This window comes from Saccharopolyspora erythraea NRRL 2338 (assembly GCF_000062885.1).
Taxonomy (GTDB): Bacteria; Actinomycetota; Actinomycetes; order Mycobacteriales; family Pseudonocardiaceae; genus Saccharopolyspora_D; species Saccharopolyspora_D erythraea.
The window spans coordinates 580,956-604,554 of the sequence record NC_009142.1 but is presented as its reverse complement, the minus strand read 5'-3'; the positions used below and the strand labels follow the sequence as shown (position 1 = coordinate 604,554).

Genomic DNA, 23,599 nt, shown 5'->3' with positions numbered 1-23,599 from the left:
TGGGCAGACCAGGTGCGTGGCGGGTGGGAGGGCGCGATGCGGATACCGGGAGAGGTCGCGGAGCTGGCCGCCGAGAACGGTTTCGGCGCCTACGTACTCACGACGGTCGAGGGCTCCGAACCGCGGGGTAGCCGGGGCTCGGCACTGCGGCCGATGATGTGGACGATCGTGCTCGTGGCGGGGGTCTGGATGATCATCGCCGCGGAGACGACCAGTGTCACGGTGCTCGGTTCCGCCCTGGTGGCGCTCGTGGCGGCAGTCGCCGTCAGGGCGGTGCTGCGGGAACGGCGCTCGTACGCGGCACGGCCCCGGCTGCACTGCTTCGAAGGCGGCGTCGTCGTGCGGCGGCGCGCGTACCCGTGGCCGGAGCTGGAGATCACCGAGTGGCCCGACACCGTTCTCGTGGGCCAGGGCGCGATCCCTCGGCGCGTCGTCTACCGGAGCATCTCCGCCGGCGACGGCAGTTTCCTGATCGGGCTGGGCACCGGCGGCCAGCAGATCAGGGACCTCGCCGAACGCGGCGGCGCGACCATCGAGGCGCTGTAGGAAACCCAGCAACGCCGCAGCCGTTGGCGAGGCGGCCCCTACCGGCGGGCTTTCGCGGAGTCGCCGGGGTTCACCGCACCAGGCTCGATCCCCGCTTCGGCGAGCAGAGCGCACCGGCAGTCCGCACACGACCTGAAGGTGATCCAGTCCATCTCCGAGGGCTGCGCCATCGCCACCGCGAGGCCGCAAACCGCCTCGTCGGCCGGCTGGCCTTCCCAACGACGACCCCTGAAGGCGTGGCGGACACCGCCGATGTCGCCGGCGACCGGTAGCCAGTAGTGCCGACTCGTCACCAGACCTCCAAAATCGGACAATCGAGTCAGTATGTCTCTCCAGCGACTTTAGCGTCGTATCTAGCCACTATGCGACAAGACAGATGCTGGCGTCACTCGGTCTGATTAGCGTCATCGTGTGCCCGAGGAGCCGCTGCTGACCACACGCGACGTCGCGAAAGCTCTCGCCGTGTCGCCGCGCACGGTCGCCCGCTGGGTCGAGCGCGGCTGGGTCCAGCCAGAGCTCACGCTCCCCAGCGGCCACCACCGGTTCCGCCTGTCGAGCGTGAAACGTCAGCTTCGAGAGCAACGCGAGAAGCACTGACGAGAGTCGTGTCCTTCACCACCGCTCCCCGCCCAGGCCCGCGGGCACCGGTGGAATACTGGGCGGCGGTCCCGCTGTTGACCCCGGCACTGCCGATCACCTGCGAAAACCGACACCCCCCGAGCGCCGAGGAGTGCGCGCCCGTGACCGACGGCCCCCTGATCGTCCAGTCCGACAAGACACTGCTGCTCGAGGTCGAGCACGCGCAGGCCGACGAGGCCCGCATCGCGATCGCACCGTTCGCCGAGCTCGAACGCGCGCCCGAGCACGTGCACACCTACCGCATCACGCCCCTCGCGCTGTGGAACGCCCGGGCGGCCGGGCACGACGCCGAGCAGGTCGTCGACGGCCTGGTGCGCCACTCCCGCTACCCGGTGCCGCAGCCGCTGCTGGTCGACATCGTCGAGACGATGGGCCGCTTCGGCAGGCTCCAGCTCACCAACGACCCCGCCCACGGGCTGGTGCTGGTCTCGCTGGACCGGGCCGTGCTGGAGGAGGTCCTGCGGAACAAGAAGATCCAGCCGATGTTCGGCGCCCGCATCGACGACGACACCGTCGTGGTGCACCCCAGTGAGCGCGGACGCCTCAAGCAGATGCTGCTCAAGGTCGGCTGGCCCGCCGAGGACCTCGCGGGCTACGTCGACGGCGAGGCGCACCCGATCTCGCTGGCCGAGGACGGCTGGGCGCTGCGCGACTACCAGCGGCAGGCCGTGCAGGCGTTCTGGGCCGGGGGCTCCGGTGTCGTCGTGCTGCCCTGCGGTGCGGGCAAGACGCTGGTCGGCGCCGCCGCGATGGCCGAGGCGGGGGCCACCACGCTGATCCTGGTCACCAACACCGTGGCGGGCAGGCAGTGGAAGCGGGAGCTGGTGGAGCGCACTTCCCTCACCGAGGAAGAGATCGGCGAGTACTCCGGCGAGAAGAAGGAGATCCGCCCGGTCACCATCGCCACCTACCAGGTGATCACCCGCAAGTCCAAGGGCGAGTACAAGCACCTGGAGCTGTTCGACTCCCGCGACTGGGGCCTCGTGGTCTACGACGAGGTGCACCTGCTGCCCGCGCCCGTCTTCCGGATGACCGCCGACCTGCAGTCCCGGCGCAGGCTGGGCCTGACCGCGACGCTGGTGCGCGAGGACGGCCGCGAGGGCGACGTGTTCTCGCTGATCGGCCCGAAGCGCTACGACGCGCCGTGGAAGGACATCGAGTCGCAGGGCTGGATCGCCCCCGCCGAGTGCGTCGAGGTGCGGGTCACCCTGACCGACGACGAGCGGCTGCGGTACGCGACCTCCGAGGCCGAGGATCGCTACAAGGTCTGCTCCACCGCCCGCACCAAGGCGCCGGTCGTCAAGGCCATCCTCGACCGGCACCCGGGCGAGCCGGCCCTGGTCATCGGCGCCTACCTGGAGCAGCTCCACGAGCTGGGCGAGGCGCTGGACGCCCCGATCGTCGAGGGCTCGACCAAGAACAAGGAACGCGAGGCGCTCTTCGACGCGTTCCGCCGCGGCGAGATCAACCGGCTGGTGGTCTCCAAGGTCGCCAACTTCTCGATCGACCTGCCCGAGGCGTCGGTCGCCGTGCAGGTGTCTGGCACCTTCGGTTCGCGGCAGGAGGAGGCTCAGCGGCTCGGGCGGCTGCTTCGCCCGAAGGCCGAGCGCAAGCAAGCGCACTTCTACTCCGTGGTGTCCCGCGACACCCTCGACACCGACTACGCCGCGCACCGGCAGCGGTTCCTCGCCGAGCAGGGCTACGCGTACCGGATCGTGGACGCCGACGACCTGCTCGGACCCGCCATCCCCGACGTGGGCTGAGGCGGGCCGGAGAGCGCGGCGGCAAAAGGGCCACACCGGAAGCCGGACCGGATAACGTGGTCGGCAACGTAGGCATTCAGCGGGAGAGCGGATGAGCGCCGAGCAGCACGGGACCACTGTGGGTGGTGCGCACCGGTTCGTGGGGCTCGCGGAGAACCTGGAACGCCACGCCGGACGGCCGACCGGTGCCGAGCCGCCGAACGTGCGGGGCGACAACCGCGGCTTCGCGCTGGTGTTCTTCCACCTGGAGCGCTACCACCTGACCACGGTGATCAGCAGCGGCCTGCGCTTCCAGCCGCTGGGCGCCGAGCCTGCGCAGGAGCTGGCGTGCACGGTCTACAAGGAGCAGGCGGAGGCGGCCAGGCACCTGGTCGACATGACCGCCGAGCTGCTGGTCAACCAGCGCACCCACCTGGTGCCCGACCAGATCGTGCCCAACGAGCAGCCGCTGCTGCCGCACACCGAGTTCCACGGTGTGCTGGCCAGCGGGCACCCGCTGTTCCCGCCGGAGTTCACCCGCTTCACCGACCCCGAGGGCGTCGAGCAGCTCCAGGTCTTCACGCTGCTGCCGGTGACGCTGGGCGAGCTGAACTTCATCCTCGACAACGGCGTCACCGCGCTGCGGCAGCAGTGGGCGCGCTTCGAGGTCGACGTCTTCGACCTCGGGCGGCCCAGCGTCGCGTAGGCGGCCGAGGCGGTCGGCCTCGGCACGTCGGTAGCGGTCCGCCGCACGAGAGCACACCCGCTCTGCTGACAGTGCTCCTGTCTCCATTACGTCGAGACGGTCCCCATCGCGTCGAGACGGTCTCCAGCACGTCCGGACGCTTCCTCGATCTGCGCCCTCAAGCATTACGCCATTGCCCAACCTACCGAATAACGGTAGATTTAGATCGCTATTCAATCGAGGGAGGGCCGATGGGGAAAGTGGCTGTACTGGCGCTGCGCGTGGTGCTCGCCTTCGGGCTCGCCGGCTCGCTGTTCGTCCAGGCGGTGATGGTGCCGCTGCTGGCCGTCGACCTGGACGAGGCCCCGGCCGCCGTGCGGGTCCCGGTCATCATGATCGTGCTGCTCGGCGTCGTGACCTGCCAGGTCACCATGGTCTGCGTGTGGCGGCTGCTGACGATGGTCCGCCGGGGCACGGTGTTCTCCCACGCCGCCTTCCGCTACGTCGACGTCGTGCTCGGCGCGGTCGCGGCGGCCTCCGTCCTCACGTTCGCGCTCGGCGTCACACTCGCACCGGGCGAGGCGGTCGCGCCGGGCGTCGTCCTGCTCGTCGGCGGGGCGGGCGTGATGGTCGCCGGGGTCGCCCTGCTCGTGCTCGTGCTGCGGACGCTGCTGGCCCAGGCGGTCGCGCGCGACACCGAGGCCAAGCACCTGCAGGCGGAGCTGAACGAGGTGATCTGATGCCGATCGTCGTCGACATCGACGTGATGCTGGCCAAGCGCAAGATGTCCGTGGGCGCGCTCGCCGAGCGCGTGGGCATCACCCCGGCGAACCTGGCGGTGCTGAAGAACGGCCGTGCCAAGGCGGTTCGGTTCACCACGCTCGCGGCGCTGTGCGAGGTGCTCGAGTGCCAGCCCGGCGACCTGCTCCGCTGGGAACCCGGGGACCAGGCGGGCGATGTGCCGCTGGGCGGCAGCGGTGCCCAGCCGCTCGCACGCGGCGGGCCGGATTCGTAGCGACGGCCGAACGCCGGGGACCGCGTCCGGACCGTGCGGCCATCCGGGCGGTGTGCGGGTCCCTCGGCACGCACGATCGGTTTAGGGCTGAAAGGATCAGGCCATGGACGCGACCGGGGCAAGGATCGAACTGACCGACCTCGACGCCGTGCGGGTCTACGGGCTCCCGATGCGCAACCGGTTCCGGGGCATCACCGTCCGCCAGGGCGTCCTGCTGCGCGGTCCGGCTGGCTGGGGCGAGTTCTGCCCCTTCGACGACTACGGCGACGCCGAGTCGGTGCCGTGGCTGGCCACGGCGCTGGAGGCGTGCGCGGGCGACTGGCCGGAGCCGGTGCGCGACAGCGTGCCGGTGAACTGCACGGTTCCGGTCGTCACTCCGGAGAAGGCGCACGAGATCGCGGCGGGCTCCGGGTGCGCCACCGCGAAGGTCAAGGTCGCCGAGTCCGGCCGTCCGCCCGGTGAGGACGTCGAGCGGGTGGCCGCGGTGCGCGACGCGCTCGGCCCCGGCGGCGCGGTCCGCGTCGACGCCAACGCCGCCTGGGACGTCGACACCGCCGTCGCACGCATCCGCGAGCTCGACCGGGCGGCGGGAGGCCTGGAGTACGTCGAGCAGCCGTGCCCTTCGGTCGACGAGCTCGCCGCGGTGCGGCGGCGGGTCGAGGTCCGCATCGCCGCCGACGAGTCGATCCGGCGGGCCGAGGACCCGATGCGGGTGGCCGTCGCGGGCGCCGCCGATGTCGCGGTCATCAAGGTCTCTCCGCTGGGCGGGGTGCGCCGCGCGCTGCGGGTGGCCGAGGCGAGCGGCCTGCCGTGCGTGGTGTCGTCGGCGGTCGAGAGCAGCGTGGGCCTGGCCGCGCAGCTCGCGCTGGCGGGTGCGCTGCCCGAGCTGCCCTTCGCCTGCGGGCTCGGCACGATCACGTTGCTCGAAGGCGACGTCGTCGCCGACTCGCTGGTGCCCTCCGGCGGCCGGCTGCCGGTGCCCCGGCGTCCGCCGGAGCCCACGCCCGCGCTGGTGGCGGCGGCCACGCCGCCCGCCGACGTCCAGCGGCGGTGGCTGGACCGGCTGCGCCGGGTCCACGCCCTCCTGCCCGCGGGGTGAGCGGTCTCTTCGGCTGCCAGAGCGCCGCAGCACGGTCTGGCACGTGCAGCCGAACGCCCCCGACATACGACCGAGCCCGGGACCGCGGTCCCGGGCTCGGTCTTCGAGCGGTCACGACTACTGCGTCGCGCGCGCCCGGATGTCGCAGGCCGCCTTCGCGGACTCCGGCGCGACGCCTCCCTGGGAGAACGCGGCCAGGCACTCGTCGTTGGTCTTGGCGTTGCAGGCCACCTCGGCGGCGTTCTCGTTGATGTCTTGGTCGTCGGCGTAGTTCGTGCAGTCGCCGTTGGTGCGGGGCGTCTCGACCGCCTGCGCCGTCATCGGGACGAACGCGGCGGAGGCCACCAGCAGCGCCGCCGGAACCAGCATCCTGGCCATGGACTTCAACATCTTCTGCGAACCTCCTGTCCAGCACGGCGAATCTCGCTCGCGCCGCCCAGGAGTCAACACCGCACAAGGCCGTCCGGCAGGCTGGGTCAGCCGCCTGTGCAGGCGTTTCACTGCCCCGTGTTGATCTTCGGGTGAAGATCGCTTTCCGTAGCTGCCGTGCCGGTTCCCCTCCCGGTTCAGCCGCGCCGCCTGCGGCGGATGAGGCGCAGGACGATCAGCAGGCCGACGACGGCGGCCGCGATCGGGGCGACGCGCTTGAGCACCGGCGCGCCCGCCGTGCCGAGGAGGTCGATGGCCTCGTCGGACGGCATCGGCTTGCCGGTCACGACCGCGTCCGCGCGGTTGGCGGCCGTCTCCTGCGCGGTGCTCGACCACTGGCCCTCCTCCGACGGCGAGGTGACCCGCCAACCCGGACGGCGGGTCCGCGCGGCGGTCTCGCGCTGGGCGGACTCCGACGCGGCAGCGGCGTCCTCGCCCGCGGCGCGGGCCACCGAGCTGCGGTCGCCGTTGACCGAGCTGCCCGAGGGCTCGCTCGCCGGAACGCCGTCGGCGTCCCCGGTCGTCGCGGTCTCCCCGGTCGACGCGGAGGCCTCCGGCTCGCCCGCGGCCTCCGGCTCGCCCGCGAGCTTCTCGGACAGGCAGCCCGCGAACTGGTTGAGGATCTTGCCCCCGACCTCGGAGATCAGACCGCGCCCGAGCTGGGCGGGCTTGCCCGTGATCTTCAGGTCGGTGTCGACCTGCACCGACGTGCCGCCGTCCTCGGCGGTCAGCACCGCGGTCACGGTCGCGGCGGCGGTGCCGTTGCCGCGCGAGTCCTTGCCGCTGGCCTCGATGACGGCGCGCCTGCCCTCCTCGTCGACCTCGGTGAAGGTGCCGGTTCCCTTGTAGAGCAGCGACACCGGTCCGAGCTTGACCTTCACGGTGCCGGCGAACTCGTTGCCCTCGGACTTGGTGAGGGTGGCACCCGGCATGCACGGGGCCACCCGTTCCGGATCGAGCAATGCCTTCCAGGCCACGTCGACGGGCACCGGAACGGTGAAGTGGTGCTGCATTTGCACTGGAAGGTCCTCCGTGTTCAAGACGAGACGGCCCGCGTCCGCGGACGGCCGCCGAGCCGGGCGGTTCAGCCGGGGCCAGACCCTCCACCCGGAGTGCCCGGCCGCCGGCGCGTTTGGAGTTGGTGGGTGCGCCGATCCGAACCCGATTCTCGCCCGGATCGGCGCGGAGCTCCACCCTCGCCGGGCCACCCCTGCCCGGCCGCCCCGGCAGAGGTCCTGACCGGCCCGCCACGCCGGCAGAGGTCCACGCCCCTCCGGCCGCCCCGCGGAGGCCCTGCGGTGCTAGCCGCCGGCCGCCGCGAGCACCGCCCGCCCGGTAAGCACCCTGGCCAGGTGCTCCCGGTAGTCGGGATCGGCGCTGGCGTCGCCCGTCGGGCTGGTGCCCTCGGCGGCGTGCGAGGCGGCCTCGCGGATCGCCTCGGCCGTGGCGGACCCGCCGATCAGCGCCTGTTCGACGCCGGTCGCGCGGACGGGAGTCGGACCCATGGCGGTCAGGCCGACGCGCACGTCCGCGATCGAGGACTCCTCGATGCGCACCGCGGCCGCGACGCCGACCAGCGACCACGCCTGGGCGACCCGGTTGAACTTCTCGTAGTGCGCGCTCCAGCCGGTGAACTTCGGCACCCGCACCTCGACCAGGATCTCGTCGGGTGCCAGCGCGGTCGTGAAGTAGTCGACGAAGAACTCCGCCGCGGGAACGGTCCGCGTGCCTGCACGCCCGGCGATGATCATCTCCGCGTCGAGCGCCAGCACCGGGGCGAGCAGGTCGCCCGCCGGGTCGGCGTGGGCCAGCGACCCGCCGAAGGTGCCGCGGTGGCGCACCTGCGGGTCGGCCACGGTGCGGGTGGTCAGCGCGATCAGCTCGGCGTGCCGGCGGACCAGCTGGTCGCGCAGCACGTCGTGGTGGGTGGTCATGGCGCCGATGACGATCGCGTCGCCCTCGTCGCGGACACCGCGCATCGACTCGATCTTGCCGACGTCGACGACGACCCCGGGGTCGGCCATGCGCATCCGCAGCACCGGCAGCAGGCTCTGCCCGCCCGCCAGCACCTTGGCGTCCTCACCGGCCTCGGCCAGCGCGGCCACCGCCTCTTCCACTGTGGACGGTGCGATGTAGTCGAACGATGCGGGGATCACCGGCTGCCTCCCTGTTCGCTGGTGTCGATCGAACCGAGTCCGCCGCCCGCCTCCGGCGCGGTGGACTCCGCGGGCCGGGCCCCGGTCACCGCCCGCCACACGCGCTGCGGCGAGCACGGCATCTCGACGTCGTCGACGCCGAGGTGCCGGACGGCGTCGACGATCGCGTTGACCACCGCCGGGGTCGAGGCGATCGTGCCCGCCTCCCCGACGCCCTTGACGCCGAGCGGGTTGGAGGTGGCCCGGGTCTCGGTGCGGTCGGTGGTGAACTCCGGCAGGTCCACCGCCGACGGCACCAGGTAGTCGGCCAGCGTCGCGGTGGTGAGCGTGCCCTCCTCGTCGTAGACGGCCTCCTCGAACAGCGCCTGCGCGATGCCCTGCGCGAGCCCGCCGTGCACCTGGCCCTCGACGATGAGCGGGTTGACCACCGCGCCGACGTCGTCCACCGAGACGTAGGAGCGGATCTTGACCCGCCCGGTCTCGGTGTCCACTTCGGTCGCGCACAGGTGCGTGCCGTGCGGGAACGAGAAGTTGTCCGGGTCGTAGGTGGCGTCGGCGTCGAGGCTCGGCTCCACGCCGTCGGGCAGGTCGTGCGCGGCGAACGCGGCCAGCGCGATGTCGCCGAGCGCGGTGCCCCGGTCGGTGCCGCGCACGCCGAAGCGGCCGGAGCTGAACTCCACGTCGTCCTCGGAGCACTCGAGCAGGTGCGCGGCGATCTTCTTGGCCTTCTCCACCACCTTGTCCGCGGCATGCACGACGGCGATGCCGCCGACCGCCAGGGACCTGGAGCCGTAGGTGTCCATGCCCTTGGGCGAGCTCTGGGTGTCGCCGTGCAGCACGGTGACGTCGTCGAAGGCCACGCCCAGCCGGTCGGCCACGATCTGGCTCCACGCCGTCTCGTGCCCCTGGCCGTGCGGGGAGGTACCGGTGACGACCTCGACCTTGCCGGTCGGCAGCACGCGGATCGAGGCGTGCTCCCAGCCGCCCGCCCCGTAGGACAGCGAGCCCAGCACCCGCGACGGCGCGAGCCCGCACATCTCGGTGAAGGTGGAGATGCCGATGCCGAGCTGCACCGCGTCGCCGCGGCGCCTGCGCTCGGCCTGCTCCTCGCGCAGCCGGTCGTAGCCGAACAGCTCCATCGCCTTGTCGGTCGCGGCCTCGTAGTTGCCCGAGTCGTAGGTCAGCCCGGCCACCGTGGTGTACGGGAACTCGTCGTGGCCGATCCAGTTCTTGCGCCGCAGCTCCATCGGGTCCATGCCGAGCTCGGCGGCGAGCTCGTCCATGATCCGCTCGATGGCGAAGGTCGCCTCCGGGCGGCCCGCGCCGCGGTAGGCGTCGGTCGGCGTCTTGTTGGTGAAGACGTTGGTGCAGCTGAAGTGGTAGGCCGGGATCTTGTAGATCGCGTTGAACATGAAAGCGCCGAGGATCGGCACGCCCGGGGTGACCAGTCGCAGGTAGGCGCCCATGTCGGCGAGCAGCTCGACCTTCAGCCCGGTGATGGTGCCGTCGCGGCGGGCCGAGATCGCCAGCTTCTGCACCTGGTCGCGGCCGTGGTGGGCGGCGACCATCGTCTCCGAGCGGCTCTCGGTCCACTTGACCGGCCTGCCCAGGCGCCTGGCGAGCAGGAAGGTGATGACCTCCTCCGGGGTCACCTGCAGCTTGCCGCCGAAGCCGCCGCCGACGTCGGGCGCGATGACCCGGATGCGGTGCTCCGGCTCGCCCAGCGTCATCGCCAGCATCAGCCGCAGGATGTGCGGCACCTGCGTGGCCGACCACATGGTGATCTGGTCGCCGGTCGGGTCGACCACGACCGAGCGGGGTTCCATGAACGCCGGGATCAGCCGCTGCTGGCGGAAGGTCCGCTCGACGCGGACCTCGGCCGCCGACAACGCCTCCTCGACGTTCCCGCCGGTGCCGGCCTCGGCGGAGTCGAAGGTCCAGGTCGCGTTGCGGTTGGTGCCGAGGTCCTCGTGCACCAGCGGCGAGTCGTCGCGCAGCGCGGACTCCATGTCCAGCACGACCGGCAGGTCCTCGTAATCGACGTCGATCGCGTCCAGCGCGTCGCGAGCCTCGGCGGCGCTGCGGGCCGCCACGACGGCCACCGCCTCACCGGCGAAGTTCACGGTGTCGACTGCCAGCGAGGGTGCGGTGGGCGCCTTCATGTCCTCGGTGATCGGCCACGCGCACGGCAGGCTGCCCTGCTCGTCGGCGAGGTCGCGGCCGGTCAGCACCGCCACCACCCCGGACATCTCGCGGGCCTGGGCGGTGTCGATCGAGGTGATCCTGGCGTGCGCGACCGGGCTGCGCAGGATCGCCAGGTGCAGCGTGCCGGTCGGGGTCAGGTTGTCGGTCCAGCGCGTCCGGCCGGTGATCAGCCGGGCGTCCTCCTTGCGCTTGCGGGAACGTCCGAGCTCCGGTTCCAGCGTCGAGGTCATGACTGGCGACCTCCCGTCACCTTCGTGTCCTGCTCCTGCCCGGTGCGCTGCATCGGGGTGTCCTCGGTGTGCTCGATCGGGGGTCCGGCACCTGGCCGCATCTTCTGCGCCGCGTCCCGCACCGCCTTGACGATGTTCTGGTAGCCGGTGCAGCGGCAGAGGTTGCCTTCCAGGCCCTCGCGGACCTCGTCGGTGTCCGGGTCGGGGTTCTCGGCGAGCAGGTCCAGCGCCTGCATGATCATGCCGGGCGTGCAGAACCCGCACTGGAGCGCGTGGTTGTCGTGGAACGCCTGCTGGAGGGGGTGCAGCTCGCCGTCGCGGGCCAGCCCCTCGATGGTGGTCACCTCGCAGCCATCGGCCTGCACGGCGAGCACTGAGCAGGACTTCACGCTCTGGCCGTCGAGGTGGACGGTGCACGCCCCGCAGTTGCTGGTGTCGCAACCGACGACCGTGCCGACCTTTCCGAGTCGCTCGCGTAGGTGGTGGACGAGGAGTGTTCGAGGCTCTACGTCGTCGGTGTAACGGGTGCCGTCCACGTTGACGGTGATGCGCGGCATTGCGGCCTCCTCGGAGGTTCGTCCATCGCGGGCGGCCATCCGGCGCCGGCCGGCCTTGCCGCTCACGAGGCGCGTTGCGCGGACATTCGGGAACCGGACTGCTCCGCCTGGGTGACGGGCGTCACTCCCCAGAGCCTGCTACGCGGAGGAGGCACGGGCAAGCGGGCTCACGAGTGATGGTGGATCGGGCCCTCCCGTTCGGACAGTCGCACTCCGCGACCACCCCAGCGCAGGGCGATGAGTTCCGCCGCGATGGACACCGCGGTCTCCTCCGGCGTGCGGGCACCCAGGTCCAACCCGATGGGGGAACTGAGCCGCTCCAGCTCGCGGTCGCCCACCCCGACCTCGCGCAACCGGGCGATCCGGTCGTCGTGGGTCCGGCGCGAGCCCATCGCCCCGACGTAGGCCAGCCGCTGCCGCAGCGCCACCTCCAGCAGCGGCACGTCGAACTTCGGGTCGTGGGTCAGCACCATCACCGCGGTGCGCTCGTCGACCCGGCCCGCCTCCACCTCGGCGGCCAGGTAGCGGTGCGGCCAGTCGACCACGACCTCGTCGACCTCGGGGAACCTGCTGCGGGTGGCGAACACGGGCCGCGCGTCGCAGACGGTGACGCGGTAGCCCAGGAACGAGCCGATGCGGGCCATCGCGGCGGCGAAGTCGATCGCGCCGAACACCAGCATCCGCGGCGGCGGTTCGAAAGCGTTGACGAACACCCGCATCCCCTCGCCCCGGCGCTGGCCCTGCGGGCCGTACTCCAGGACACCGCTGCGCCCCGCGGCCAGCATGCCGCGCGCGTCGTCGACCACCGCGTCGTCGACGCGCTGCTCGCCGAGCCCGCCGCTGGTCCGGTCGTTCCAGATCACCAGGTGCGCCCCGATGCGGTCGGAGTCCGGGTGTTCGACGACGGTCGCCACCGCGACCGGCTCCTCCAGCCGCACCGACTCGGCGACCTCGCCCAGTTCGGGGAACGACTCCCGGTCGACGCGCTCCACGAAGACGTCGAGGATGCCGCCGCAGGTCAGGCCGACGGCGAAGGCGTCGTCGTCGCTGACGCCGTAGCGCTGCAACGCCGGGCGCTCACCGTCGAGCACCGCCTCGCCCCGCTCGTACACCGCGCCTTCGACGCAGCCGCCCGACACGCTGCCGACCGCCTCACCGTCGGCGGTGACCAGCATCGCCGCGCCCGGTGGTCGCGGCGCGGAGCGGAAGGTCGCCACCACGGTGCCGAGCCCGACGGCCTGCCCCGACTCGTAGCGCTTGATCAGTTCGTCCAGCACGTCTCGCACGACGACTCCCCTGCGGCTCTCAGCGGTCGAGTACCCGCGCCCAGATCTCCTCCAACGCGCGCAGGCTGTGACCGGCGACCATCCCATCAACGTGCGGCATGGCGGCGAGAATTCCGGACTGCACCGGTTCGTAGCCTTCGTGCCCGGCGTGCGGGTTGGCCCAGATGACCGACCGGGTGAGCCGGCGCAGCCTGCGCATCTGCTCGGCCAGCACCGACACGTCACCGCGCTCCCAGCCGTCGGAGAACAGCACCACGACCGCGCCGCGCGCCACCCCGCGCTGCCCCCAGCGGTCCAGGAACGCCCGCAGCGTCTCCCCGAGCCGGGTGCCGCCGGAGAAGTCCGGCACCGCGCGGGCGGCGGCGTCCAGCGCCTGCTCCGGGTCGCGCTGCCGCAACTGCCTGCTGACCCGCGTCATGCGGGTGCCCAGCGTGAAGACCTCCGTGCTGGCGGGCGAGCGGCGGACGACGACGTGGGCGAAGCGCAGCAGCGAGTCGGCGTAGGGCGCCATCGACCCGGACACGTCGATCAGCAGCACCACCCGCCGCGGCCTGCGTGCCCGGCTCCGCCGAGGCAGCCGCAACGGCTCCCCGGCCGTGCGCAGCAGCTCCCGCAGCGTGGCGCGGGCGTCCAGCCCGCCGCGCCTCGACGGCGCCCGGCGCAGCGCGGGCCGCTGCGGCGGATCGGGGCGCAGCACCGCGAGCAGCCTGCGCAGGTGCTCCCGCTCGGCGGCGCCCAGCTCGGCGAAGTCGCGCCTGCGCAGCACCTCGGCCTCGCTGGCCGCGGCCGACAGCGGCTCGGCGCCCTCGTCGCTCTCGCCGGAGGCCGCGGTCAGCGCCGCGATCCGCGCCGGGCGGGGTACGGCGTGGCCGCCCTGCGGCGAGGGCATCGGGTCGTGGCCGAACCAGCAGCCGAACGCGGTGTCGTAGCGCGGGATGTCGTCGGGGTCGGAGCACAGCGTGAGCCGTCCGGCCCAGTACAGCGAGTCCCGGTCGTCCAGGCCGACCTCCTCGGCGGCGTCGAGGAACGCCTGCACCCGGGAGGGACCGCAGGCCATGCCGGAATGCCGCAGCGCGCGGGCGAACCCCACCAGCCCGATCACCGTGCGGTCCATGTCGTCCTCACTCCCACTCGGCGCGGACCCGCTCGGCGTCCTCCCGGTACTTCAGCACGGCGCCGAGGGTGCTCGCCGCGACCTCGGTGTCCAGCTCGTCCTTGCCGAGCGCCAGCAGCGACTGCGCCCAGTCCAGCGCCTCGGCGACCCCCGGCGGCTTGAGCAGCTCGAGCTGGCGCATCCGCTGCACCGCCGCCGCGACCTGCTCGGCGAGCCGCTCGTCGAGGCCCGGCAGCCGCCGGCGCAGGATGGCGACCTCGCGTTCCAGACCGGGGTGTTCGAGCCAGTGGTAGAGGCAGCGCCGCTTGAGCGCGTCGTGCACCTCGCGGGTCCGGTTGGAGGTCAGGACGACGATCGGCGGCTCGGCGGCCCGCACCACGCCGTACTCGGGGATGCTCACCGAGTACTCCGAGAGCACCTCCAGCAGGAACGCCTCGAACTCGTCGTCGGCGCGGTCGATCTCGTCCACCAGCAGCACGCAGGGCGCTTCCCGCAGGGCGCGCAGCAACGGCCGGTCGAGCAGGAACCGGCTGGTGTAGAGGGACGACTCGGCGGCGTCGGGGTCCAGCGAGCCGCCCGAGGCGGCCTCCAGCGTGCGAAGGTGCAGCAACTGCCGGGGGAAGTCCCAGTCGTAGAGCGCCTGCGCGGCGTCGATGCCCTCGTGGCACTGCAACCGGATCAGCTCCACGTCCAGGGCGCTCGCCAGCGCCTGCGCCAGCGCGGTCTTGCCGGTGCCCGGTTCGCCCTCGCACAGCAGGGGGCGTCGCATCCGCATCGACAGGAACGCCGCGGTCGCGATCCCGTCATCGGGCAGGTACCCGGTCGCGTCCAGCGCCGCCGCCACGTCGGCCGGCGATTTCATGCCCAGCGCGTCATCGGCCATGCCGCGAGCGTATCCGCCGGAGTCGCGGAAAACACCGGTGCGATCGCGCCACCCCGCTCGGGGCGCGGCCCCTCGTCAGCGCCCCTGGCCGTCGGCCAGCAGGTCCCGCACGGCCTCGACCACGACGGCGACCTCGTGCTCGGGGATCTCGTCACCCCGCGTGAGGTTGCGCCGGACGACCGCGATCGGCAGGTCCACCACGGCCAGCGAGAACCGGCCGTAGCCCAGCTCGCCGCAGGTCCCCGTGCCCCGCGCGACCTCGGCCATCGCGGCGAACATCTCCTCGTTGAGGCGGCGCAGCTCGTCCCTGGCCTGAGGGGTCCACTCCGACTCGCCGAAAGCCGCGGAGCCCGCGAGCAGCACCCGCGCCTGCGCCGTGTTGCGACGCGACCACTCGACCACGTGGCGCGCGGCGGCGACCGCCACCTCCCTCGGGGGACCCGACTCGAGCACCTCGAACAAGCCGGACCGGAACCGCTGGACGGTCCGCAGCCACAGGGCCGCCAGCAGCGCGGGCTGGTCGGGGAAGCGGTGGTAGACCGAGCCGCTCGGCGGCTCCTGCGGCCCGCGCGACCGCGGCCATCGTCACCGCCCTCGGACCGCTCTCGGCCACGATCGCGACCGCTGCGTCCAGGAGCTTGTCCGCGTCGTGGCGTGGTGGCCTGCCCATGGGCCAGAGGCTATGCGTCGCACCCGTGCCACCGGGAGACCTCCGGACCGCGGTCGGCACCGCGGAGCGGATCCGTAAGATCCCTCGCATATGAGCCGGTTCAGCGGATTCCCCGCCCACGTCGAAGCCCACATCGGGCGGATCCGGGGCGCCGACAGCAGCACCGCGGGCGGCCGTGAGCGCGGCTACCACCTGGTCTACTGCGACCACCGCGACGGCGCGCACGTGTCGGTGCTGACCAGCGGGCTGCGCATGCACACCGCGGGAGCGCCGCTGCCGCAGGAGCTGGTGTGCACGACGCGCGCCGACCAGGAGCGCCACGCCCGGCACCTCACCGGTGTGATCGCGGAGCTGCTCACCGAGTCGCGCAGCCGGGTCGGCTACGGCGCGCTGATCATGAACGACCGGGCGCTGCTGCCCGACACCGAGATCGCCGGGGCGCTGGCTGCCCCGCACCCGCACCTGGGTGACGAGTTCGACGTGCTGCTGCACGAGGGGCGTCCGGTGCTGCAGATCATCACGCTGGTGCCGATCACCCGCAACGAGGCGCAGCTCGTCGCCCGCTACGGCAGCGACGTGCTCTACGACAGGTGGGAGGAGCAGGGCGCCGACCTGCTCGACGTCCACCGCCCGTCCGCGGCCTGACGGCCGGTAGGGGGCGAATCCGGGTCGGCCCGGGGTTCAGCCCCGAGGCCCCGCGGACCCGGCGGCGGCACGATCGGGGCATGACCGAGAACAGCAACGTCCACCACTTCAGCACCGCGGAGACCACCGAGTCCCGCAGGTTCCGGCGCAGCCGCGAGGACAGCATGATCGCCGGGGTGTGCGGCGGCGCCGCCCGGGCGCTCGACGTCGACGCCACGCTCATCCGGGTCGTCCTCGTCGCGGCCACGCTGCTCGGCTTCGGCATGGGCATCCTGCTCTACCTCGCCTGCTGGCTGATCGTCCCGCAGGAGTGACGCCTCAGCGCAGACCGGGCGCCTGTTCCACGAAGACGTCGAGGACGCCGTCGGCGACCCGCACCGGGCCCTGCGGCCTGCTCTCACCGGGCACCGTGTGGACCTGGCCGGCCTGGTCGGCGAGCTTCCCGGCGGCGGCGAACCGCTCGCCCGCCCGCGCCTCGTCGCGACCTGCCCGGGCTTCCAGCCCGTCCAGCGTGGCCAGCAGCGCATCGCCCCAGAGCACGGTGGCGTCCAGCCACGGCCCCGAATCGGAGACGAAGTCCGGCGCCGCCCCGGCCCGGATCCGCTGCGGGGCGTCCTTGATCGCCTGCGCGTAGCCGCGCAGCCCCGCGATCGCGCCCGCGCGGTCGCCGGCCTGCCAGGCCCGGTTGAACTCCGCGATGCGGCGGGCCAGCTCGGGAGCGGGCTCCAGCCACGGCTTGCCGCTGGCCAACGGGGCCATGTGCTCGAGGTCGAAGAACACCAGCAGCGAGTCGACCGTCGCCGGGTCGGCCGACAGACCCGGCCTGCCGCCCGCGAACCGGTCGCCCGCCAGGTACTCGGCAGCCGCCCGCCACGCGCGCTGCGCGTCGAAGTCCTCGTCGTTCCAGGAGAAGTCGGCGGCTCCGATCTCGACGACCTTGCTGGCCGCCGCCTGGTTCATCGGGTTGACCACGTCGCCGACGACCTGTGCGCTCAACCCCGGCTCGCGCTTGGCGTAGGGGCCGAGCATCAGCCGCCCCACGGAGTTGTCGAAGTCGTTGACCGGGTAGTTGTCCCAGATGAACACCTTGCGGCCCCAGACCTTCTCGGCCGCCTTGGCGTCGGCGACGCTGATGCGCCTGGGGATGACGCCGTCGCCGGTCCACATTACCAGCACCCGCGGGTCGAGGCCGGTGCGCAGCGCGGTCTTGTACGGCGAGTCCTCCACGTCGGAGTACTCGGTGGGCACCATCTGCAGCGGCGACACGTCGGGGTGCGTGGCGATGAACTCGCGCTGGACCTGGTTGAGCAGGTCGGTCTGGGCCCGCCCGGCCGCACCCTGCGACGGCGCACCGTAGTGGGCCTGGTCCTGCGGGCAGTTCCAGCGCGTGTAGGAGATGTCGTCCAGCGGGATCGAGAAGTCGCGGACACCAGCGTCGTGGACCGCGCGCAGCTTGTTGACCAGCGTCTGGACATCCCGCGGGTCGCTGTAGCAGATCGAGTTGCCGGGCGAGAGCGCGAAGGTGAACTTGACGTGGTGCGCGGCGGCCTGCCCGATCAGCTCCTTGACCTCGGCAAGCTTGTCCGGCGGGTACGGGTCGCGCCACTGCTCCCGGTGGTAGGGGTCGTCCTTGGGCGCGTAGACGTAGGTGTTGAGCTTGACGTCGCCGTAGAAGGCGAGCTGGTCCATGCGCTCGGCGTGCGTCCAGGGGCTGCCGTAGAAGCCCTCGATGCTGCCCCGGATCGGCATCCGCGGGCTGTCGGACACGCCGACCCCGGCGATCCGGCCGGGCGAGACGAGCTGGCGCAACGTCTGGACCGCGTAGTACGCGCCCGACGGATCGGAGGCGCCCATCACCAGCGTCGGCTGGTCGCCGCCGCGCCCGGCGAGCACGTAACCCTCCGGCGGCGTCGGCATCGGGGCGTGGAAGCCCAGTTCCTGGAGGCCCTTGGTGACCCCGGGCGCACCCCGGTCGCCGAGACGCACCGTCAGATGAGCGCTCTGCTCGGGCTGGCCCGGCTCGCGGACGAGGACCTCGTCGGCCCCCGCCATCTCCAGCACCCGCACGGCCAGATCCCGCGTCGGCTTGTCGGCCATCGGATCCACGACGAGCTGCACCCGCCCGCGCACCGCGATGTCGTCACCCAGCCGCTCGATCTTCTTCGGCTGCGGCGTCACCTGCGGAACACCGGTCGCAGGCAGCGCCCCCGACGTCCCGGGGGTCTCCTCGGCGGGCCTGCCGGCGGGCTGGTCGGTGCACCCCGCCAGCAGGGCCACCGCGCCCAGCAGCGCCGCCATCCGGATCCGCCTGCACATGGTGTCTCCAGCCTCTCGCGTCGCCGACACTGATGTCACAAGGAGATCACATCACCCACCGCCCCGCTCCCGTGCCTCGTCGGCGGCGCACCTCCTACGGCCCCAACCAGGGTGGGGCCCGGTTCTCATCCCGTCGACCTGGCGCCAGCCCGATCAGACCGTGTCAAGGGGGCCCGCTAGATGCGAGCCGCACGTTTCCTCGAAAAATGGCCCCCTTGACGCGGTCTGATAGCCCTCGTGGAGGTCGACGGGATGAGAACCGCCAACCGCCAAACCGCAGGATGCCTCGAAAACCCACTCATCCCGGAGACCTGCCGGGGGATGCTGGGGGCGGCGAGCGCCCCAGAAACCCACCACCCACCGCAAGCCGCAAGGCCAGGGTGACTGGCTCGAGAACTCACGCGCCCCCGCTCCGAAGGCGCCCCGCCAGCACCAAGCGTTGCCTCGAAAAGCCGGGCGCCCCCGCTCCCAAAGTCACCCGCCCAGCCAAGCCGCCACCGAATACGCCCCTACGCCCCCGCTCCCAAAGTCACCCGCCCAGCCAAGCCGCCACCGAATACGCCCCTACGCCCCCGCTCCCAAAGTCGCCCGCCCAGCCAAGCCGCCGCAGAAGGCGCCCCGCCACCGGCGTTTCCCCCACCACCCCGATGGGTACGGTGCCGCCATGACTGCGCTTCTCGAGGTCATCGCACTGGATGCCGAGGACGCCGTGGCCGCGCAGGAGGGCGGCGCGGACCGGCTGGAGCTGGTCCGCGACATCGCCGCCGACGGCCTCACTCCCGACGCCGCCACTGTCCGCAGCGTGCTCTCCGCCACCGATCTTCCCGTCCGGGTGATGCTGCGTGAGGACTCCGGCTACCTCGCACGCGACGTCGACGCGCTGCGGAGGCGGGCCGGTGAGCTGCGCGAGCTGGGTGTCACCGAGTTCGTCCTCGGCTTCCTCGACGAGCACGGCGAGGTGGACGTCGGGTCCACCCGGCACGTCGTCGCCGAACTCGGCGACGGGTCCTCCTGGACGTTCCACCGCGCCGTCGACCACGCCGTGCACTACCGCCTCGCCTGGAACCACGCCGTCTCGCTCGGCCCCGACGCGGTGTTGACCGCCGGACACCCCGACGGGGTCGGCGAGGGCCTTGCTGAGCTGCACGAACAAGCCGCGACGCAGGATATCGACGGCGTCGTGCTGCTGGCCGGCGGCGGCCTGCGGCAGGAGCACGTCGACGACCTGCGAGCCGCAGGCGTGCGCGCCTTCCACATCGGCACCGGCGCCCGCGAGGACTGGTCCAGCCCGGTGCGCCCCGACCTGGTGCGCCGCTGGCGCAGCACCATCGACACGGCAACCCCGTAGTAGCCACGCCGCAAAAGCCGAGCCCCCAAACGACAAGGCCCCTGGATACGGCCACGAGCCCCAACACGACCACAGGCCCGTCGATACGCACAAGCCCCCTGAACAGCCCGAAAGACCGCCGCCCAGGAAAGAAGAGGCCCCGCCCTGAACAGCAACGAAGGGCCGCCCCCGGAAGCCCGGGGACGGCCCTTCGAAACCTGCGAGGCAGGACTTACATCATGCCGCCCATGCCGCCCATCGGGTCGGCACCGGCAGCGGCGCCCGCGGCCTCCTTCTCCGGCTTGTCCGCGACCACGGCTTCGGTGGTCAGGAACAGCGCGGCGATGGAAGCGGCGTTCTGCAGCGCCGAGCGGGTGACCTTGGCCGGGTCGATGATGCCCGCGGCCAGCAGGTCCTCGTACTCGCCGGTCGCGGCGTTGAGGCCGTGACCCGGGGTCAGGTTCTTGACCTTCTCCGCGACGACGCCGCCCTCGAGGCCGGCGTTGACGGCGATCTGCTTCAGCGGGGCCTCGACGGCGAGCCGGACGCTGTTGGCGCCGGTCGCCTCGTCACCCTCGAGCTTGAGCCCGTCGAACGCGGCGACGGTCGCCTGCAGCAGGGCCACGCCACCGCCGGCGAGGACACCCTCCTCCACGGCGGCCTTGGCGTTGCGGACCGCGTCCTCGATGCGGTGCTTGCGCTCCTTGAGCTCGACCTCGGTCGCCGCACCGGCCTTGATGACGGCCACGCCGCCGGCCAGCTTGGCCAGCCGCTCCTGCAGCTTCTCGCGGTCGTAGTCGGAGTCCGAGCGCTCGATCTCGGCGCGGATCTCGTTGACCCGGCCGGCGATCTGCTCGTCGTCACCGGCGCCCTCGACGATGGTGGTCTCGTCCTTGGTGACGACCACCTTGCGGGCGCGGCCCAGCAGGCTCAGGTCAGCGCTCTCCAGCTTGAGGCCGACCTCCTCGCTGATGACCTGACCACCGGTGAGGATGGCCATGTCCTGCAGCATCGCCTTGCGGCGGTCACCGAAGCCGGGGGCCTTGACGGCGACCGACTTGAAGGTGCCGCGGATCTTGTTGACCACCAGGGTCGCCAGGGCCTCGCCCTCGACGTCCTCGGAGATGATCAGCAGCGGCTTGTTGGCCTGCATGACCTTCTCCAGCAGCGGGAGCAGGTCCTTGACGTTGGAGATCTTCGAGCTCAGCAGCAGGATGTACGGGTCGTCCAGCGACGCCTCCATCCGCTCCGAGTCGGTGACGAAGTACGGCGAGATGTAGCCCTTGTCGAAGCGCATGCCCTCGGTGAGCTCGAGCTCGAGCCCGAAGGTGTTGCTCTCCTCGACGGTGATGACGCCTTCCTTGCCGACCTTGTCCATCGCCTCGGCGATCAGCTCACCGATCTGGCGGTCACCGGCGGAGATGGCGGCGGTGGCGGCGATCTGGTCCTTGGTCTCGATCTCCTTGGCGCTCTTGAGGAGCTGCTCGGCGATCGCCTCGGTGGCCTTCTCGATGCCGCGCTTCAGCGCGATCGGGCTGGCGCCGGCCGCGACGTTGCGCAGGCCCTCGCGAACCAGGGCCTGGGCCAGCACGGTGGCGGTGGTGGTGCCGTCACCGGCGACGTCGTCGGTCTTCTTCGCCACCTCCTTGACCAGCTCGGCCCCGATCTTCTCCCACGGGTCCTCGAGCTCGATCTCCTTGGCGATGGAGACGCCGTCGTTGGTGATGGTCGGCGCGCCCCACTTCTTCTCGAGCACGACGTTGCGGCCCTTCGGGCCGAGCGTCACCTTGACGGCGTCGGCGAGGGTGTTCATGCCGCGCTCAAGACCGCGGCGGGCGTCCTCGTCGAACGCGATCATCTTGGCCATTGCGGTGTGGTCCTCCACCTGTCTGGACGCCGTGGAGAACCAGGTACTCCCCACGGCAGGACTCGTGCTCGGCCAGGCTCGGTGCCCGCGACGGACGACCGCTCCCGACGGCACCGTCGTGTGGTGCCGCGAGGACGGCCTCACCGTCCCGACCTGGCACTCGACCTTGCTGAGTGCCAGTACCGTGTTTAGCACTCTCGCGTGGCGAGTGCAAGCGAGGGGGAACTGGTGGGTGACCCCCGCCGCAGCCCGCCCGGCCCGCACGGACGAGTCCAGCGCCCACCGCCGCCGGCCCTCGGACCAGCCCGGTACCGCCAGCCCACAGCCCAGCGCCGAGGGCTGCCAGCCCCACCGACGGATCGCCCAGAGCCGACCACCGCAGGCCAACCGATGGGAGCTCCGGCCGGTCGCTGCCAGCTCGACCCCGTCGACAGGTCCGCCGACAAACCGGAGAAACCGACTCGGTCAGCAAACCGGACACACCGACCCGCGCGCCGACGCCTGTCGAGCCGACAACGCCAGCAGCCCGAGCCGGCGACACCGACCCGAACCCGCGGACCAGTCTGGGTCAGTCGCCGATGGTCGGCACCTCGGAAGGCAGGTTGTTGCTGTTGTAGGTCGAGGTCCGCGAGCTGGTCGGCTCGGTGGAGCCGCCGCCGGAGCCGAACGAGTTGGCCATCAGCACGAACAGCACCACGAGCACGCCCAGCGCGACCACGACCAGCACCGGCACGACCCACTTCGCCGAGCCGCCCGACTTCGTGGCGAACGACGACGAGCCGACCGGCATCGGCGGGCGCAGGCGGACCGGGTCGCCGGCGGGCGGCGGCAGGGTCTGCGGCATCTGCTGCTGGTACTGCTGCGGCCCGGGGTAGGGCTGCTGCTGCACCGGCGGCGGAGGCGGGTACGCCTGCTGCGGCTGCTGTTGCACGGGCACCGCACCGGACGGCGGGCCGGGCGGCACGGCCTCGGTCCGCCTGCGCCCGGCACCCTCGCCGGCCACCGGCGACAGCGCCGCCTTGGCCGCGGTGATCAGGCCCTTGCAGGTCGAGTACCGCTGGTCGGCCTTCTTGGCCATGCCCCGGCGCAGCACGTCGTCGATGTCGGCGGGCAGCACCACCAGCGAGGTGACCTTGGGCGGCTCTCCGTGCAGGTGGCCCTGGATGACCTCCTGGACCTGGCCCTGGAAGGGCGGGCGCCCGGTCAGGCACGCGAAGAGCATGCAGGCCAGCGCGTACAGGTCGGTGCGCCCGTCGACGGGCTCGCCGCGAAGGTGCTCGGGCGCGGCGTAGGTCGGCGAGCCGAGGAAGTCGCCGCTGCTGGTGCGGTGGCCGGTGGCGCCGCGCCGGGTGAGGCCGAAGTCGGCCAGGTACACGTGCTCGCTGGACGACTCGCGCGAGGTGACCAGCACGTTGGCCGGCTTGAGGTCGAGGTGGACGAGGTTGCGCTCGTGCAGCATGTCCAGCGCCTCGGCGACCTGCCCGAGCAGCTCGAGGGTGCGCTGCGCCGAGATCGGCCCGTCCTTGATCTTGCTGGCCAGGTCGGAGCCGTCCACCAGCCGCATAGCGATGTAGAGCATGCCGTCGACCTCGCCGAAGTCGTACAGCGGCACGATGTTGGCGTGGTCGATCGCGGAGGTGTTGCGCGCCTCGTCGACGAAGCGCTCGCGGAACTCGGCGTCACCGGTGATGTGCTCACCCATGACCTTGAGCGCGACCTTGCGGCCGAGCCGCGTATCGGTGGCGCGGTACATCACGCTCATACCGCCGCGGCCGAGCACTGCGTCGATCTTGTAGTGGCCGAGACGGCGCCCGGTGAGGTCTTCCGACACGCGGCGAAGCCTAACGTTTCGCGGTACGCCCCGTCTGCGGGTTCGGTCAAGGTCGACACACACCCGTGACGACTCCGACTCCGGCGCACGGCGGCGATGCCGAATGCGACCGCCGCAGGACAGCGGCGTTGGAGGATGCGGCCATGAATTCGCGGGGATCCCGCGTGCCGGCCCGCGCGGACACCGCTTCGATCGGCCGGCATTCGACCGGCCAAAGTCCGACCGGCCAAGGTTCGATCGGTAGACGTCGAACGGTCAACGTTCGATCGGTTCAACAAGGGCGGATGCGCCACCGCGGCGGCCCGCTACCGCCGCTGCCGCGCGATCCGCGCGGCGCACTCACCGTTGGTGGACGTG

The 23,599-nt window shown here is 72.1% G+C and carries 23 protein-coding genes; 10 read left to right on the top strand and 13 right to left on the bottom strand.

Annotated elements, in window-relative coordinates; genetic code table 11:
* Window positions 1–36: 36 nt before the first annotated feature.
* A complete protein-coding gene (locus SACE_RS02695; protein WP_009945229.1) occupies window positions 37–546 on the top strand; it encodes a hypothetical protein in 510 nt (169 codons plus the stop codon).
* 38 nt (window positions 547–584) lie between these two features.
* On the opposite strand, the gene SACE_RS02690 is transcribed toward SACE_RS02695, so the two are convergent.
* Entirely contained in the window at window positions 585–839 is a 255-nt protein-coding gene (locus SACE_RS02690) for a hypothetical protein (RefSeq protein ID WP_009945231.1), read from the bottom strand.
* A gap of 118 nt (window positions 840–957) precedes the next feature.
* Here SACE_RS02690 and SACE_RS35995 point away from each other — a divergent pair, with 118 nt between their 5' ends.
* The 6 genes from SACE_RS35995 (at window position 958) to SACE_RS02660 (ending at window position 5,726) form a co-directional block, all read left to right on the top strand.
* On the top strand, window positions 958–1,143 hold the full coding sequence (locus tag SACE_RS35995; protein ID WP_009945232.1) for a helix-turn-helix domain-containing protein: 186 nt from the start codon (window positions 958–960) through the stop codon (window positions 1,141–1,143).
* A 143-nt stretch (window positions 1,144–1,286) separates the two neighbouring features.
* Window positions 1,287–2,948, top strand: coding sequence for a DNA repair helicase XPB (locus tag SACE_RS02680; RefSeq protein ID WP_009945233.1), 1,662 nt, complete (start codon window positions 1,287–1,289; stop codon window positions 2,946–2,948).
* Between the two features lie 91 nt (window positions 2,949–3,039).
* Window positions 3,040–3,633: a suppressor of fused domain protein gene (locus SACE_RS02675; protein ID WP_009945235.1), complete on the top strand. Its 594-nt coding sequence runs from the start codon at window positions 3,040–3,042 to the stop codon at window positions 3,631–3,633.
* Window positions 3,634–3,863: 230 nt separating this feature from the next.
* Window positions 3,864–4,352, top strand: a complete 489-nt coding sequence (locus tag SACE_RS02670; protein WP_011873089.1) for a DUF2975 domain-containing protein — start codon at window positions 3,864–3,866, stop codon at window positions 4,350–4,352.
* Window positions 4,352–4,627, top strand: coding sequence for a helix-turn-helix domain-containing protein (locus SACE_RS02665; RefSeq protein WP_009945238.1), 276 nt, complete (start codon window positions 4,352–4,354; stop codon window positions 4,625–4,627). The genes SACE_RS02670 and SACE_RS02665 overlap by 1 nt, the downstream gene beginning before the upstream one ends.
* 103 nt (window positions 4,628–4,730) lie before the next feature.
* On the top strand, window positions 4,731–5,726 hold the full coding sequence (locus SACE_RS02660; protein ID WP_009945239.1) for an o-succinylbenzoate synthase: 996 nt from the start codon (window positions 4,731–4,733) through the stop codon (window positions 5,724–5,726).
* Between the two features lie 117 nt (window positions 5,727–5,843).
* Here SACE_RS02660 and SACE_RS02655 read toward each other — a convergent pair whose 3' ends face one another.
* The 9 genes from SACE_RS02655 to SACE_RS02615 form a co-directional block, all read right to left on the bottom strand.
* Entirely contained in the window at window positions 5,844–6,116 is a 273-nt protein-coding gene (locus tag SACE_RS02655) for a hypothetical protein (protein WP_021341752.1), read from the bottom strand.
* Between the two features lie 176 nt (window positions 6,117–6,292).
* The gene (locus tag SACE_RS02650; protein ID WP_011873088.1) at window positions 6,293–7,174 is read right to left on the bottom strand and encodes an SRPBCC family protein; all 882 of its coding nucleotides are present in this window, start codon (window positions 7,172–7,174) and stop codon (window positions 6,293–6,295) included.
* 282 nt (window positions 7,175–7,456) lie between these two features.
* Window positions 7,457–8,311 (bottom strand): FAD binding domain-containing protein, encoded by an 855-nt coding sequence (locus tag SACE_RS02645; protein ID WP_009945247.1) that lies wholly within the window; start codon window positions 8,309–8,311, stop codon window positions 7,457–7,459.
* Window positions 8,308–10,746 (bottom strand): xanthine dehydrogenase family protein molybdopterin-binding subunit, encoded by a 2,439-nt coding sequence (locus SACE_RS02640; RefSeq protein ID WP_009945248.1) that lies wholly within the window; start codon window positions 10,744–10,746, stop codon window positions 8,308–8,310. Before SACE_RS02640 ends, SACE_RS02645 begins: the two co-directional genes overlap by 4 nt.
* Window positions 10,743–11,303 (bottom strand): (2Fe-2S)-binding protein, encoded by a 561-nt coding sequence (locus tag SACE_RS02635; protein WP_009945249.1) that lies wholly within the window; start codon window positions 11,301–11,303, stop codon window positions 10,743–10,745. The genes SACE_RS02640 and SACE_RS02635 overlap by 4 nt, the downstream gene beginning before the upstream one ends.
* 167 nt (window positions 11,304–11,470) lie before the next feature.
* On the bottom strand, window positions 11,471–12,589 hold the full coding sequence (locus SACE_RS02630; protein ID WP_011873087.1) for an XdhC family protein: 1,119 nt from the start codon (window positions 12,587–12,589) through the stop codon (window positions 11,471–11,473).
* A 19-nt stretch (window positions 12,590–12,608) separates the two neighbouring features.
* Window positions 12,609–13,703, bottom strand: coding sequence for a vWA domain-containing protein (locus tag SACE_RS02625; RefSeq protein ID WP_011873086.1), 1,095 nt, complete (start codon window positions 13,701–13,703; stop codon window positions 12,609–12,611).
* Between the two features lie 7 nt (window positions 13,704–13,710).
* Window positions 13,711–14,586, bottom strand: a complete 876-nt coding sequence (locus SACE_RS02620; RefSeq protein WP_009945252.1) for an AAA family ATPase — start codon at window positions 14,584–14,586, stop codon at window positions 13,711–13,713.
* A gap of 75 nt (window positions 14,587–14,661) precedes the next feature.
* The gene (locus SACE_RS02615; RefSeq protein WP_231850029.1) at window positions 14,662–15,039 is read right to left on the bottom strand and encodes a hypothetical protein; all 378 of its coding nucleotides are present in this window, start codon (window positions 15,037–15,039) and stop codon (window positions 14,662–14,664) included.
* A gap of 307 nt (window positions 15,040–15,346) precedes the next feature.
* Here SACE_RS02615 and SACE_RS02610 point away from each other — a divergent pair, with 307 nt between their 5' ends.
* Entirely contained in the window at window positions 15,347–15,901 is a 555-nt protein-coding gene (locus tag SACE_RS02610) for a suppressor of fused domain protein (RefSeq protein WP_009945254.1), read from the top strand.
* Between the two features lie 80 nt (window positions 15,902–15,981).
* Window positions 15,982–16,215 (top strand): PspC domain-containing protein, encoded by a 234-nt coding sequence (locus tag SACE_RS02605; RefSeq protein ID WP_009945255.1) that lies wholly within the window; start codon window positions 15,982–15,984, stop codon window positions 16,213–16,215.
* A 4-nt stretch (window positions 16,216–16,219) separates the two neighbouring features.
* On the opposite strand, the gene SACE_RS02600 is transcribed toward SACE_RS02605, so the two are convergent.
* Window positions 16,220–18,217, bottom strand: coding sequence for a glycoside hydrolase family 84 protein (locus SACE_RS02600; protein WP_021341753.1), 1,998 nt, complete (start codon window positions 18,215–18,217; stop codon window positions 16,220–16,222).
* Window positions 18,218–18,881: 664 nt separating this feature from the next.
* Here SACE_RS02600 and SACE_RS02595 point away from each other — a divergent pair.
* Window positions 18,882–19,565, top strand: coding sequence for a copper homeostasis protein CutC (locus tag SACE_RS02595; protein WP_009951138.1), 684 nt, complete (start codon window positions 18,882–18,884; stop codon window positions 19,563–19,565).
* 211 nt (window positions 19,566–19,776) lie between these two features.
* Here the strand turns inward: SACE_RS02595 and groL are convergent, their stop codons facing one another.
* Both groL and SACE_RS02585 read right to left on the bottom strand, forming a co-directional pair.
* Window positions 19,777–21,411 (bottom strand): chaperonin GroEL, encoded by a 1,635-nt coding sequence (gene groL, locus SACE_RS02590; RefSeq protein WP_009951140.1) that lies wholly within the window; start codon window positions 21,409–21,411, stop codon window positions 19,777–19,779.
* A 568-nt stretch (window positions 21,412–21,979) separates the two neighbouring features.
* Window positions 21,980–23,242: a serine/threonine protein kinase gene (locus tag SACE_RS02585; RefSeq protein WP_009951142.1), complete on the bottom strand. Its 1,263-nt coding sequence runs from the start codon at window positions 23,240–23,242 to the stop codon at window positions 21,980–21,982.
* Window positions 23,243–23,599: the final 357 nt, after the last annotated feature.